The sequence below is a fragment of the Pseudomonas sp. LAMO17WK12:I1 genome (assembly GCF_900177315.1).
GTDB lineage: Bacteria > Pseudomonadota > Gammaproteobacteria > Pseudomonadales > Pseudomonadaceae > Aquipseudomonas > Aquipseudomonas marginalis.
In genome coordinates this window covers 36,280-49,201 of record NZ_FWZV01000025.1, presented here as the reverse complement: position 1 = coordinate 49,201, position 12,922 = coordinate 36,280, and the positions used below count along the sequence as shown (strand labels likewise).

Annotated in this window: 12 protein-coding genes; 7 read left to right on the top strand and 5 right to left on the bottom strand. The window is 62.8% G+C overall.

Annotated elements, in window-relative coordinates:
- Nucleotides 1–60: 60 nt before the first annotated feature.
- Both B9N88_RS31420 and cueR read left to right on the top strand, forming a co-directional pair.
- A complete protein-coding gene (locus B9N88_RS31420; protein WP_027607959.1) occupies nucleotides 61–2,277 on the top strand; it encodes a heavy metal translocating P-type ATPase in 2,217 nt (738 codons plus the stop codon).
- Nucleotides 2,274–2,675: a Cu(I)-responsive transcriptional regulator gene (cueR, locus tag B9N88_RS31415; protein WP_027607960.1), complete on the top strand. Its 402-nt coding sequence runs from the start codon at nucleotides 2,274–2,276 to the stop codon at nucleotides 2,673–2,675. The genes B9N88_RS31420 and cueR overlap by 4 nt, the downstream gene beginning before the upstream one ends.
- A gap of 80 nt (nucleotides 2,676–2,755) precedes the next feature.
- Here cueR and B9N88_RS31410 read toward each other — a convergent pair whose 3' ends face one another.
- On the bottom strand, nucleotides 2,756–3,655 hold the full coding sequence (locus B9N88_RS31410; RefSeq protein ID WP_027607961.1) for a PA4780 family RIO1-like protein kinase: 900 nt from the start codon (nucleotides 3,653–3,655) through the stop codon (nucleotides 2,756–2,758).
- Between the two features lie 133 nt (nucleotides 3,656–3,788).
- Nucleotides 3,789–5,066 carry an acetyl-CoA C-acetyltransferase gene (locus B9N88_RS31405; RefSeq protein WP_027607962.1) on the bottom strand — a complete coding sequence of 426 codons (1,278 nt, stop codon included), beginning with the start codon at nucleotides 5,064–5,066 and terminating at the stop codon, nucleotides 3,789–3,791.
- A 103-nt stretch (nucleotides 5,067–5,169) separates the two neighbouring features.
- On the opposite strand from B9N88_RS31405, the gene B9N88_RS31400 reads away from it, so the two are divergent.
- Together B9N88_RS31400 and B9N88_RS31395 are read left to right on the top strand one after the other, a co-directional pair.
- Nucleotides 5,170–6,513: a 3-oxoacyl-ACP reductase gene (locus tag B9N88_RS31400; RefSeq protein WP_027607963.1), complete on the top strand. Its 1,344-nt coding sequence runs from the start codon at nucleotides 5,170–5,172 to the stop codon at nucleotides 6,511–6,513.
- A 2-nt stretch (nucleotides 6,514–6,515) separates the two neighbouring features.
- Entirely contained in the window at nucleotides 6,516–7,364 is an 849-nt protein-coding gene (locus B9N88_RS31395) for a MaoC family dehydratase (protein WP_027607964.1), read from the top strand.
- Nucleotides 7,365–7,492: 128 nt separating this feature from the next.
- Here the strand turns inward: B9N88_RS31395 and B9N88_RS32615 are convergent, their stop codons facing one another.
- Nucleotides 7,493–7,666 carry a hypothetical protein gene (locus tag B9N88_RS32615; RefSeq protein ID WP_155954386.1) on the bottom strand — a complete coding sequence of 58 codons (174 nt, stop codon included), beginning with the start codon at nucleotides 7,664–7,666 and terminating at the stop codon, nucleotides 7,493–7,495.
- Here B9N88_RS32615 and B9N88_RS31390 point away from each other — a divergent pair.
- Complete coding sequence (locus B9N88_RS31390; RefSeq protein WP_027607965.1) at nucleotides 7,665–9,134, top strand: collagen-like triple helix repeat-containing protein; 1,470 nt, start codon at nucleotides 7,665–7,667, stop codon at nucleotides 9,132–9,134. The two genes, B9N88_RS32615 and B9N88_RS31390, sit on opposite strands and share 2 nt — an antisense overlap.
- A 185-nt stretch (nucleotides 9,135–9,319) precedes the next feature.
- The gene (locus B9N88_RS31385; protein WP_027607966.1) at nucleotides 9,320–11,002 is read left to right on the top strand and encodes a ShlB/FhaC/HecB family hemolysin secretion/activation protein; all 1,683 of its coding nucleotides are present in this window, start codon (nucleotides 9,320–9,322) and stop codon (nucleotides 11,000–11,002) included.
- 8 nt (nucleotides 11,003–11,010) lie between these two features.
- Here B9N88_RS31385 and B9N88_RS31380 read toward each other — a convergent pair whose 3' ends face one another.
- Nucleotides 11,011–11,415, bottom strand: coding sequence for a response regulator (locus B9N88_RS31380; RefSeq protein WP_027607967.1), 405 nt, complete (start codon nucleotides 11,413–11,415; stop codon nucleotides 11,011–11,013).
- A 53-nt stretch (nucleotides 11,416–11,468) separates the two neighbouring features.
- Nucleotides 11,469–11,666, bottom strand: coding sequence for a Flp family type IVb pilin (locus tag B9N88_RS31375; protein WP_027607968.1), 198 nt, complete (start codon nucleotides 11,664–11,666; stop codon nucleotides 11,469–11,471).
- A 319-nt stretch (nucleotides 11,667–11,985) separates the two neighbouring features.
- Here B9N88_RS31375 and cpaB point away from each other — a divergent pair, with 319 nt between their 5' ends.
- Nucleotides 11,986–12,918: a Flp pilus assembly protein CpaB gene (cpaB, locus tag B9N88_RS31370; RefSeq protein WP_027607969.1), complete on the top strand. Its 933-nt coding sequence runs from the start codon at nucleotides 11,986–11,988 to the stop codon at nucleotides 12,916–12,918.
- Nucleotides 12,919–12,922: the final 4 nt, after the last annotated feature.

Genomic DNA, 12,922 nt, shown 5'->3' with positions numbered 1-12,922 from the left:
CTTGACCTTCCCCACAGGTCAAGGTTGATCCTGGGGGCAACTTCTCTGGAGGACTGCCCCATGAATGGATCCACCACCTTTGACCTGCCCATCGGCGGCATGACCTGCGCCAGTTGCGCCGGGCGTGTCGAGCGCGCGCTGGGCAAAGTGCCGGGGGTGCAAAGCGTCAGCGTCAACCTGGCCAACGAGCGCGCCCACGTCGAAGTGCAGGGCCAGATCGACCCGGCCGTGCTGATCGCCGCCGTCGACAAAGCCGGCTACACCGCCAGCCTGCCGCAAAGCGAAACCAGGACAGAGGCCGATCAGGCCCAACGCCTGCACCGCGAGCGCTGGTCGCTGCTGCTGGCGATTGTGCTGGCATTGCCCCTGGTTCTGCCGATGCTGGTGCAGCCCTTCGGCCTGCACTGGATGCTGCCGGCCTGGGTGCAGTTCCTCCTGGCGACCCCGGTGCAATTCATCTTCGGTGCACGCTTCTATATCGCAGCCTGGAAGGCCGTACGGGCCGGCGCCGGCAATATGGACCTGCTGGTGGCCATCGGCACCAGCGCCGGTTACGGCCTGAGCCTCTATGAATGGCTGACCGCGCCCTCGGGCACCATGCCCCATCTGTACTTCGAAGCGTCGGCCGTGGTGATCGCCCTGGTGCTGCTCGGTAAATACCTGGAGAGCCGCGCCAAACGCCAGACCGCCAGCGCCATCCGCGCCCTGGAAGCCCTGCGCCCTGAACGCGCGATACGTGTACAGGCTGGCCGCGAGGAGGATGTGGCCATCAGTGCGCTCAAGCTTAATGACCTGGTGCTGGTCAAACCCGGCGAGCGCTTCCCGGTGGACGGTGAAGTGGTAGAAGGCCAGAGCCATGCCGATGAGGCATTGATCAGCGGCGAAAGCCTGCCGGTGCCGAAGCAACCTGGCGACGCCGTCACCGGCGGTGCCATCAATGGCGAAGGCCGCCTGCTGGTGCGCACCACCGCGCTTGGTGCCGAAAGCGCACTGGCGCGCATCATCCGCCTGGTGGAAGACGCCCAGGCCGCCAAGGCACCGATCCAGAAGCTGGTGGATAAGGTCAGCCAGGTATTCGTGCCGACCGTGCTGGTCCTGGCGTTGATCACGCTGGTGGGCTGGTGGCTGTACGGTGCGCCGCTGGAGACCGCGATCATCAACGCCGTGGCGGTGCTGGTGATCGCCTGCCCGTGCGCACTCGGGCTGGCCACACCGACCGCCATCATGGCCGGCACCGGCGTCGCCGCACGCTACGGCATCCTGATCAAGGACGCCGAAGCGCTGGAACGCGCCCATGAAGTGAGCACCGTGGTGTTCGACAAAACCGGCACCTTAACTTCCGGCACCCCGAAAATTGCCCATTTGGCGGCAGTGGATGGCGATGAAGCCACATTGCTGCAACAGGCCGGTGCGCTGCAACGCGGCAGCGAACACCCGTTGGCCAAGGCGGTGCTGGATGCGTGCAGCGAGCAAGGCCTGACGGTGGCGGACGTAAGCACCAGCCAATCCCTGACCGGACGTGGCATTGCCGGCACCCTCGACGGGCGCCAACTGGCATTGGGGAATCGGCGCCTGCTGGAAGAGAGCGGCCTGGACGCGGGTGGGCTGGCCGACTATGCCACGGCCTGGGAGGCCGAGGGCCGCACCTTGTCCTGGCTGATCGAGCAAGGCGCACAACCCCGTGTGCTCGGGCTGTTTGCCTTTGGTGACACGCTCAAGCCTGGCGCGCTGGAAGCGGTGGCACAACTCAAGGCCCGACACATCAGCAGCCATTTGCTCACCGGCGACAATCGCGGCAGCGCCCGCGTCGTTGCCGAAGCGCTGGGCATCGATGACGTACACGCCGAAGTCCTGCCCGCCGATAAAGCCGCCACCGTCGCCGAACTGAAAAAAACCGGCGTGGTGGCCATGGTCGGCGACGGCATCAACGACGCCCCGGCCCTGGCTGCCGCCGACATCGGTATCGCCATGGGCGGTGGCACGGACGTGGCCATGCATGCCGCCGGTATCACCCTGATGCGCGGCGACCCACGTCTGGTCCCGGCCGCCCTGGAGATCAGCCGCAAGACCTACGCCAAAATCCGCCAGAACCTGTTCTGGGCCTTTGTGTATAACTTGATCGGCATTCCCCTGGCCGCATTCGGCCTGCTCAATCCGGTGCTTGCAGGTGCGGCCATGGCCTTGTCCAGCGTCAGTGTCGTGAGCAATGCCTTGCTGTTGAAAACCTGGAAACCAAGCACTTGGAAACAGTCGCACTTGGAGGATCAACGCCCATGAACATCGGCCAAGCCGCCCGGCAAAGCGGGCTGAGCGCGAAGATGATTCGCTACTACGAATCCATCGGCCTGCTCAAGGCGGCCCATCGCACCGACAGCGGCTACCGCATCTACGGCACCGACGACCTGCACACCCTGGCGTTTATCAAACGCTCGCGGGACCTGGGGTTTTCATTGGAAGAGGTGGGCAAACTGCTGACCCTGTGGCAGGACCGGCAACGGGCCAGCGCCGATGTGAAAGCCCTGGCGCGCCAACATATCGATGAGCTGAACCAGAAGATCCTGGAGTTGGGGCAACTGCGCGATACGTTGCAGGACCTGGTGGAACACTGCCACGGGGATGACCGGCCGGATTGTCCGATTCTCAAGGAGTTGGCGTCGGGAAGCTGCTGCGCGTGAGGCTCTAACTGACTAACTACAAAACCAATGTGGGAGGGGGCTTGCCCCCTCCCACATTTTGATCCTCATCCAGCCACGGATCACTGCATCCAGGGCGGCGGCGGCGGTTCTTCCGACGCTTTGCTCGGTGGCGCATCATCCGCCGCCCGAATGGCCTGGCGCCGTTCTTCATCCAGCCGCGCCGCTTCGATCTCGCGGATCACACCGCCCACGTCCGCCAGCTCTTCCGGCTCGTCGAACTCGCCGGTCAATACGCTGGCCGGGTGCAAGGTGCCGGCTTCATAGAGCGCCCACATTTCCTTGGCGTACTTGGTCTTCTTCAACTCCGGGGCAAAACGCCCGAAGTAGGAAGCCATGTTGCCCACATCCCGCTCCAGCATGTTGAACGCGTGGTTGTTGCCCGCCGCATCCACTGCCTGGGGCAGGTCGATAATGACCGGGCCGGTCGGCGTGAGCAGTACGTTGAACTCGGACAGGTCACCGTGCACCAGGCCGGTACACAGCATCAGCACGATCTGGGAAATCAGGAAGGCGTGGTATTCACGCGCCTGGTCCGGCTCCAAGGTCACGTCATTCAGGCGTGGCGCGGCATCGCCGTACTCGTCGGCCACCAGTTCCATCAACAGCACGCCTTCGAGGAAGTCGTATGGCTTGGGCACGCGAACGCCCGCACCGGCCAGGCGGAACAACGCCGCTACTTCGGCGTTCTGCCAGGCATCTTCGGTTTCTTTCTTGCCGAATTTCGAGCCCTTGGCCATGGCCCGGGCCTGCCGGCTGTTACGGACCTTACGGCCTTCCTGGTATTCGGACGCTTGACGAAAACTTCGTTTGTTCGCCTCCTTGTAAACCTTGGCGCAACGCAATTCATTGCCGCAGCGCACCACATAAACAGCTGCTTCTTTACCACTCATGAGTGGGCGCAGCACTTCGTCGACCAGACCGTCTTCGATCAGGGGTTCAATGCGTTTAGGAGTCTTCATCAGCTTTTATTGTGGGTCCTTTATTACCAAATACGCGTATGGCACTCGTTATACGGCAATCGGCTCGCCGGTGGGAGGGGCTACCGACCTCTGACCACTCAAGAATGCATCCAATATGCCAATTTCGGCGAATTCACCGTTCGATGATCGCCGTCACGCCCTGGCCGCCGGCGGCGCAGATCGAAATCAGCCCGCGCCCCTTGCCCGCCGCGTCGAGCAACTTGGCTAGGTTGGCGACAATGCGCCCACCGGTGGCGGCAAACGGATGCCCGGCGGCCAGAGAACTGCCCTTGACGTTCAGGCGGCTGCGATCGATGGCCCCTAACGGTGCGTCCAGCCCGAGGCGCGTCTTGCAATAATCCGCATCCTCCCAGGCCTTGAGCGTGCACAACACCTGGGCCGCGAAGGCTTCGTGGATCTCGTAGTAATCAAAGTCCTGCAGCGTCAGGCCGTTGCGCGCCAGCAAGCGGGGCACCGCATACACCGGCGCCATCAGCAGGCCTTCGGCGCCGTTGACGAAATCCACCGCCGCCGCTTCGCCATCGCGCAGGTACGCCAGGATCGGCAAACCACGCGCCTGGGCCCACGCCTCGCTGCCCAACAGCACCAGGGATGCACCGTCGGTGAGCGGTGTGGAATTGCCGGCCGTGAGCGTGCCTTTTTCGCTGCGTTCGAACGCGGGCTTGAGCGCGGCGAGTTTCTCCAGGCTCAGGTCGGGACGCAGGTTGTTGTCGCGGGTCAGGCCCAGAAACGGCGTGAGCAGATCGTTATGCCAGCCTTCGGCATAGGCAGCGGCCATTTTCTGGTGACTCTCGAGGGCGAGTTGGTCCTGCTCGGCACGGGGAATCTGCCAGGTCTGTGCCATCAATTCGCAATGCTGGCCCATGGACAAACCGGTGCGCGGCTCGCCGTTACGCGGCAGCTCAGGCCTGAGGTGCTGGGGACGAAGTTGTAACAGGACTTTTAATTTATCCGCCATGGACTTGCTGCGATTGGCTTGCAGCAGGATCTTGCGCAGCCCTTCATTCACGCCGATAGGCGCGTCGGAGGTGGTATCCACCCCCCCGGCAATCCCGCATTCGATCTGGCCCAGGGCGATCTTGTTGGCCACCAGCAACGCCGCCTCGAGCCCCGTGCCGCACGCCTGCTGAATGTCATAGGCCGGGGTTTGCGGCGACAGGCGTGAACCCAGCACGCATTCACGGGTGAGGTTGAAGTCGCGGGAATGCTTGAGCACCGCGCCGGCGGCCACCTCACCCATGCGCAGGCCGTGCAGGTTGTAGCGTTCGATCAGGCCCTCCAGGGCCGCGGTCAGCATCGCCTGGTTGCTCGCCGTGGCGTAAGGGCCATTGGAGCGGGCGAAAGGAATGCGGTTACCGCCAATGATCGCTACACGGCGCAATTGAGTCATGGAAAGCTCCCTGTCGGTTGTGGTCTGGATAACTGAGCCTAGTCGAACGACTGCTACCCTGGGATGGTCAACCCTTTGAACCCCAGCCTTCGGAGAGCGTTCCATGTCTGACCGTTATATCGACTTCGCCAACTCAAGCCTCGGCCATCGCCTGGTCGCCGCCCTTGGCCTGCCGTCACCGGTACGCCTGGAACGCTGGCAAGCCGGGCGCCTGCGCCCGGTGGAAGGTGCGCTGTTACTGGGTGGTGGCGCGCTGGCAACGAACGTGAAAGCATTTGCCAACCGGCTCACCGACGCCATTTACACGTACGGCGCCGACACTTCGACCTGGATTCCCGGCCACGGCCCCAAGCTCAAGGCCGTGGTGTTCGATGCCAGCGACCTGCAACACACCGACCAGCTCAAGCAACTGCGTGAGTTTTTCCAACCGTTGCTGAAAAACCTGGATCACAGTGCACACCTGGTGATCCTCGGCCGCGCGCCGGAAAGCCTCAGCGACCCGTTCGCCGCCAGCGCCCAGCGCGCCCTCGAAGGTTTCAGCCGTTCTCTGGCCAAGGAACTGCGCAACGGCGGCGTGCTGCAATTGCTCTACGTCGGCGACGGTGCCGAAGACCAACTGGAAGGCGCGCTGCGCTTCTTCCTCTCACCGAAAAGCGCCTATATCTCCGGCCAGGTGATTCGCCTGAAGGCCTGTGCCACGCCCGTCGAAGACTGGACTCGCCCCCTCGCCGGGCGCAAGGCATTGGTCACCGGCGCAGCCCGTGGCATTGGCGCGTCCATCGCCGAAACCCTGGCCCGCGACGGCGCCGAAGTCATCCTGCTCGACGTGCCCCAGGCCAAGGCCGACCTCGAGGCCCTGGCCGCACGCCTGGGTGCGCGCACCGTGGTGCTGGATATCTGCGCCGAAGACGCCGCCGGCCAGTTGATCGAACACCTGCCCGACGGCCTCGACATCCTGGTGCACAACGCCGGGATCACCCGTGACAAGACCCTGGCCAACATGACCCCGGAATACTGGGACGCGGTGCTGGCGGTCAACCTCAATGCCCCGCAAGTGCTGACCAAGGCACTGCTGGACAGCGGTACCCTGCGCGACAATGCCCGTGTGGTGGTGCTGGCCTCCATCAGCGGCATCGCCGGCAACCGTGGGCAGACCAACTATGCCGCGAGCAAGGCCGGCTTGATCGGCCTGGTACAGGCATGGGCGCCGTTATTGGAAGAACGCGGGATCAGTATCAACGCCGTAGCCCCAGGCTTTATCGAAACCCAGATGACCGCGCATATTCCCTTTGCCCTGCGTGAAGCCGGGCGGCGCATGAGTTCCCTGGGCCAGGGCGGTTTGCCGCAGGACGTCGCCGAAGCCGTGGCCTGGCTGAGCCAGCCGGGTTCCGGTGCGGTCAGCGGGCAAGCGCTGCGGGTGTGTGGACAAAGTCTATTGGGAGCGTAAGCATGGATTGGCAAACCTTAGGCAGTACGCCGTTTCTGCCACCGTTGTATTGGCGGGCAGCGCTCAAGCGCAAGATCACCGGCAACACGCTGCCCGAACAAGGCCTGCGCTGTCGGGTAAGCGTCGACCCCAAGCAGGTGGCGGCGTACCGCCAGGTCTGCGGGTTTACCGAGAGCCCCATGCTGCCGGCGACCTATCCGCACATCCTGGCATTCGGTCTTCAGATGCAGTTGCTCACCGATAAGAAGTTTCCCTTCCCTCTGCTGGGATTGATTCACCTGAGTAACCGTATCCGCATCCATCGCCCACTGGGCGGAGTCAGCGAATTGTCCATCGGCGTGCACACGCAGAACCTCAGGCCCCACCCCAAGGGCGCAACCTTTGAAGTAGTCACCACGGTCGAAGATTCCCTCGGCCTGCTCTGGGAAGCCGAGAGCCGCATGCTGTGCCGGGGTGTAAAACTGCAAGGCGAAACGACGGACAATGCGCCACAGAGTCCCACCCAGGTCAACGACCTGACCCGCTGGAAAGCCCCCGCCGACATCGGTCGCCGCTACGCACGGGTGTCAGGAGACTACAACCCGATCCACCTCAGTGCGCTGACCGCCAAACTGTTCGGTTTCCCCCAGGCCATCGCCCACGGGCTATGGAACAAGGCGCACACCCTCGCCGCCTTGGGCGAGCACCTGCCTGCCGCCAATATCGAAATAGACGTGGAGTTCAGGAAGCCCGTGCGCCTGCCCAGTGACGTCAGGCTACTGGCCAGCGCCGCCGGTTCCAGCGGCGAATTCTTATTGAAAGGCGCGGGTGACATCGAGCATATGCTGGGCAAATGGCAGCCCATTGCATAAAAGCGACTGATAAATTGTATATATACACCCTAAGTGATAGCGGGCCTTTTCAGGCTCGCTTTTTATATGCAGGTTTTTGATTTTAAACATATATACAGCCAGAAACATCATGTCCTATACCTTTGGCATTAGTCGCTTAAACGGTACAACCCAGCCGTATATAAATCATTAATACCAAGTTGAGCATTGAGAGAAAGAGCGCCCGGGCCTGTTATAGCCACACGGACAAACGCATCGCTATCCGCAGAAATAGCCAGCGTTTGAGACAACTCAGGTTGTACAGGTGCAAGGAACTCAATCATGAAGACTCAAGTCATGTTCTGGAAAGCAAGTACCACACTGGCACTGGCAATCGCACTCACACTCGGCGGTTGCAGCAGCGGTGGCGGCGGACATCACAGTGGGGGCTCTGCTTCCTCGGATACTGCCGCTGGCGGTGGCGGCAGCGGTGGTGGCGGTACAGACGGTGGCGGTACCGGCACAACCAGCACCCTGGTAACGGCCAGCGTGGCCGACACCCTCGGCGATACCGTGACCGACCTCGGCGGCACCGTCAGCAGCCTGGGCACAACCCTCGGCAGCCTGCCTATCGTGGGTGCAACTACGCGCAGCCTGGTGCGTGCCACCGGCAACGCCGTCAGCAGCATCGGCGACGGCCTGTCGGATGGCCTCGGTTCACTGGGTACCGACAGCAATGCACTGGGCAACACCGTCGCGGGCGTGGCCGACGGCGTCTCCGACCTCGGTGCAGGCGTGACCGCCACCGGCCAGAACGTCGCCACCTTGCTGGGGCACGTGCCGGTGGTCAGCGGCGCGGCACCGGTGGCAGGCAACGTCGTCGGCAAGCTCGGCAATGCCGTGACCATGCTCGGCGACACCCTCAGCACCGCCAGCACCACCGGCCCGCTGGGTTCGGCCACCCATACGCTTGGCGCAAACGTATTGGTCCCTGTGGTGTCGCTGGTGGAAAGCACCACCGGTAAAATCGGCAGCACGACCGGCCTGGACAGCCCCGTGGGCGGCCTGCTGCAAAAGCTCGGCGATACCGTCGATAGCCTGGGCAATCAAGTCGCCGACACCGGTGGCAGCGGCAACCCGGCGACCGGCGCCGTGGGCGGCGTGCTCAATGGCGTGGGTACCGTGGTCGGCAAGGCCAGCGGCTATGTCGACGCCACGGGTAACAGTGGCGGCAGCAACCGCAGACCGGGCCTGGCGGAACTCATCGGCGGCGTGATAGCGGGTGCCGGCAGCGGCCTCAATGCCGGCAGTAGCAGCGGCCTGGTCAGCGCCACCGGCGTCACCGGCGTGAAGGCGGGCACTACCGTGGCATCCCTGGGCACCCTTCTGGGCGGCAGTGGCGTCCCCAACACCGCCGCAGGTGCCCCCATTGCCACGTTGACCAGCCAGGTCGGCGGCGCGTTGAACCCCGTCACCAGTGGCGTCACCCGCCTCACTCAAAACGTCGGCAATGCCACCGCCCTGGGCACTCCAATCAACGGCCTGGCCACCAACGCCGGCGGCGCCGTCAGCAGGCTGGGCAGCCAAATCACCGGCACCAACGCCAACCCGGTCATCAACGCCTTGGGTGGTACCGTCAACGCAGTGGGTGGCACCGTGGCCTCGGTCGGAGGATTGGTCAGCGGCGGCCCCAACACCGGTGGTGGTTTGCTCGGCGGCGGCCTGGCGGTGACGAGCTCCGCGGGTGCCAGCACCAGCACGAATGGCGGTGCCCTGGGCGGGCTGCTGGGTGGCCTGACCGGCAGAAAATGATTGCACCTGGCCGATTAGACGGCCTCACCTACAGCGCCTACGCTTGGTTGAGACGAGAGACCAGCTAAGTCTCTCGTCTTTTTTTCATGGGTCAATGATCGCCCCCTGAAAACACCCAGACCGCGCTCCTCGAGCCCGACGGGAACCTGCAAAACGCTGCAGCAGTTTTGACCATGGAGTGTCCTATGCGCGCTTTGACACCATTGTTACTGCTCACCCTCAGTGCTTCCGTCCACGCCGGCCCCCTGCCCAGTTTCCTGAATAGCAACGACACCGTCCGCAACCTGCCCGTGCCTAACCTGCCCGCCGACGCCTATCGACCGGCGCTCCCGCAGACCCGACTGCCCGCCCCTGCTGCCAGCGCGGAGCAGCCGTTGCTGATGGACACCAAGGTGACCATTCGAAAGCTGCAGATCGACGGCGGCACGGTCTACCCGCTCAAGGACGTCGCCCAGGCATTCGAACCGCTGATCGGCCATGAGACCAACCTGGCGCAATTGATCGAAGCCACCCGCAGCATCACCCGCCGCTACCAGGAAGATGGCTACCTGCTGTCCTACGCGTTCCTGCCGGAACAGCGCTTCGACGGCGGTCTGGTGCATGTGGTGCTGGTCGAAGGCTATATCCGCGATTACCAGCTGCAAGGCGACATCGGCCCGGTTTCGTCCTACGTCGACAAACTCGCCGAAAAACTCAAGGCCGAACGTCCACTCACCCGTAAGACGTTCGAGCGTTACACGACACTGATGAGCGCCATCCCGGGCGTAACCTTGCAGGCCCAGGTACCGCCGCCCGCCACCACCGACGGCGGCACGCCGATGCACATCACCGCCAGCCGCAAACCCTTCACCACCAGCATGAGCCTCAACGAGGCCAGCCGAGGCGGTACGCAGGCGCTGCTCACCGGCACCGGCAACTCCTGGACCTCCATGGGCGAACAACTGAGCCTCAGCGGCCTTTTCCCGCCCGGCGACGACAAAGAACATTACTACCGCGCAGCCTACAGCCAATTCATCAATGCCGAGGGCACCCAGCTCACGCTGGCGGGTGAACGCTACCGCGCCGACCCACGCACCAGCCTGCAACTGGGCGAAGGCCTGGAGCTCAAGCCACACCAGGAAATCGACCGCTACGCCATCGGCTTCAGCCACCCGCTGATCGCGTCGCCCAACGAGTCATTGAACCTGGGCGCGCGCTACTATGCCGTCGACCAGACTACGCGCTACAAGCTCGAAGGTTTCCCGCAACGCCTGGCGCTGCAAACAGACCTGCGCGCACTGGCGTTCGAAGGCGATTGGCGCAAGGCCGACACGACCCAGTTGCGCATCCTCAGCGCCGGTGTGTACCAAGGCATCAACGGCATGGGCGCCAAGACCCGCACAGACTTCGGCGGGCTCAAGCCGGACCTCGACTTCTTCCGCCTGCGCCTCTCCGGCGTGCAGAGCAACAGGCTCTTCGATAACTGGCAAGGTGTACTCTCCGGCGCACTCTACTGGAGCCACCACGACCTGCCCGACAGCGAGCGTGCCACCTTCGGCGGGCAGAATTTCGGCCGTGGCTACCCCGATGACCAGGGCTCCGGCGACAAAGGCTGGGGCGTGGCGTATGAGATCAACTACAGCTACAACCGTGCTGGCGAGTGGGTGCGGATCCTGCAGCCCTATATGGTGCTCGACCGCGCCAGGGCCTGGTTCAACGACCTGCCGGTCAAGGGCAGCGATATGTCATCGGCGGCCCTGGGCCTGCGTTTTGGCGACGCCAGGTACTACAACATTTCCGTGGAAGCGGCCAAGCCGATGGCAGATGTGGCGCGGGATAACTTCGACCGACGGCCGCGGTATACGCTGAGCTTCACTTATCAGCTGTGAATGAGCGCTTAATACCTGGAGTGAGAGAGAGGAAACAGGTTGTTGAGCGTATCGATCAGGCGCACCAGATAGATCGGCTTGCGGAACAGGTCCAGCACCTGCAGGCGCAGCATGTCGCTGACGTCATCCATCTCGGCATGGCCGGACATCACGATCACCGGCAGGTGCGAGCGCGAGGTGTGTTCGCGCAGGCGCTTGATCAAGGAAATGCCGCTTTCCTCAGGCATGCGCAGGTCGGTAATGACCAGGGCGATATCCGGATGCAGTGTCAATTCTTGCAAGGCGAAGGTCACGGAGGTGGCGGTAAAACAGACAAAGCCCTCGTGTTCGAGGGATTCGGCCAGCTCAACCAGAGCATCCTCTTCGTCGTCCACCAATAGTATTTGTTGGCGAGACAAAGAAGATGTGCTCATGGCCGTACCTGGAAGAATGGGGTAATTGAAGAATAGCTGCTGCAACTTGGCAGTCAGGTCGCCGTTGGCAGCTTGGTAGCGATCGAAGTGAAAATTCCACTTATCTTGGTGCCCAGGCCGGTTCCGGCACCCACAATGACAAGGGCCACCAGCGCCACGATAATGGCGTATTCAATACCTGAAGCAGCCTCTTTGCGTTTGAAGAACAGTTGTGTTTGAACATATAACTTCAACATCAGGTCAAGGAACATACGACTTCTCCCTAATACGCCACTAAAAGCCAGTACGGCTCTAGCACGATGTTTGCGACGTGCAATTAGAGCATTGCCAACAAACCTCAGCCTCACAACTGTAAGAACTCATTAATCACAAAGTATTAGTCGTCGGCCCATGCCTGACTACCCGGCTGCAAATAGCGTTCAAATAAAATTTTATCCGTGACAAATGGCGTTTCGTCCTGGCTGAGCTACCTTCAAATAGCCAAATCGTTAGATGTTCATCACAGCCAGGTTGCGAATTAGTTCGTTTGGATTGACGAACAGGTAGTGCAACGGGAAAGGGAGAGCCGTCATGAACAGTCGCATCAGCATGGCCCTGGCCGCTGTGCTGCTAATCGGGGCATTGATTGCAGGGTACTGGGGGCTGGTGTTGAGCCGCCAACCGGAGCCCGTCGCAACACCTGTCATTTCTGCCGAAAAGCCCACTGCTGTCGTCGAAGACCAGACCCGCCAACCAGTGGTCGTACTGGCGCATGACGTCCCTGCCTTCGTTGCACTTACCGCTGCCGACCTGGTCGTGGAAAAACTCCGCACGGTGCCGGCCGGCAGCCTGACGCGGCTGGACCAGGCTATCGGCCGCCAACCACTGCGCGCACTGGGAGCAGGTACCTGGCTCAGCGAAGAAAGCTTCAGCGCCGGCGGCCCGCTTGCCCGCATGATTCGTCCCGATGAGCGCGCATTGGCCGTGGCCGTCGACGAGGTGATCGGCGCGGCAGGCCAACTGAGCCCCGGCGACTATGTGGATGTGCTGCTGTTCCTGCGCCAGGATGCTGGCAACGCGGAGCAGTCGGCACAAATCGTCCTTCCGGCCCTGCGCCTGCTCAGCGTCGGTGACCAATTGGGCCTGGCCAACGATGGCTTGCCGGCCGTGCCGCCCGCCACCACGCCCGAGGAGCGCGCCCAGGCTGCCCAGCGTCGCGCTGCTGCACGCACCGTGGTGCTAGCCGTGCCGGAGCCTCTATTGAGCCGCCTGATGCTGGCGTCGCAAGCCGGTACCTTGCGCCTGGCCGTGCGCAGTGCCGAGGAGCAACTGCTCAGCCAGTACTGGGCCGGGGAAAACGACGCTTCGGACAAACTGGCCAATGCCAATCGTGACCTCTACCAATTCACCCAGCTTGCCCTTGTGGGACCGCCCAAAAGCGTCGCGCAAATCAGCGGCGCACCTGCTGTACGCCGGGGCGTCGAGGTGATTCGCGGCGCGCAGGCCACTGAACAAACCCCGTGATTGA

Excerpts from the sequence above, each read along its gene's own strand:
- B9N88_RS31385 (WP_027607966.1), top strand. The coding sequence starts at position 9,320 with ATGCGCGCTTTGACACCATTGTTACTGCTCACCCTCAGTGCTTCCGTC.
- B9N88_RS31420 (WP_027607959.1), top strand. The coding sequence starts at position 61 with ATGAATGGATCCACCACCTTTGACCTGCCCATCGGCGGCATGACCTGC.
- B9N88_RS31395 (WP_027607964.1), top strand. The coding sequence starts at position 6,516 with ATGGATTGGCAAACCTTAGGCAGTACGCCGTTTCTGCCACCGTTGTAT.
- B9N88_RS31405 (WP_027607962.1), bottom strand. The coding sequence starts at position 5,066 with ATGACTCAATTGCGCCGTGTAGCGATCATTGGCGGTAACCGCATTCCT.
- B9N88_RS31390 (WP_027607965.1), top strand. The coding sequence starts at position 7,665 with ATGAAGACTCAAGTCATGTTCTGGAAAGCAAGTACCACACTGGCACTG.
- B9N88_RS31380 (WP_027607967.1), bottom strand. The coding sequence starts at position 11,415 with ATGAGCACATCTTCTTTGTCTCGCCAACAAATACTATTGGTGGACGAC.
- B9N88_RS31375 (WP_027607968.1), bottom strand. The coding sequence starts at position 11,666 with ATGTTCCTTGACCTGATGTTGAAGTTATATGTTCAAACACAACTGTTC.
- cpaB (WP_027607969.1), top strand. The coding sequence starts at position 11,986 with ATGAACAGTCGCATCAGCATGGCCCTGGCCGCTGTGCTGCTAATCGGG.
- B9N88_RS32615 (WP_155954386.1), bottom strand. The coding sequence starts at position 7,666 with ATGATTGAGTTCCTTGCACCTGTACAACCTGAGTTGTCTCAAACGCTG.
- B9N88_RS31400 (WP_027607963.1), top strand. The coding sequence starts at position 5,170 with ATGTCTGACCGTTATATCGACTTCGCCAACTCAAGCCTCGGCCATCGC.
- B9N88_RS31410 (WP_027607961.1), bottom strand. The coding sequence starts at position 3,655 with ATGAAGACTCCTAAACGCATTGAACCCCTGATCGAAGACGGTCTGGTC.
- cueR (WP_027607960.1), top strand. The coding sequence starts at position 2,274 with ATGAACATCGGCCAAGCCGCCCGGCAAAGCGGGCTGAGCGCGAAGATG.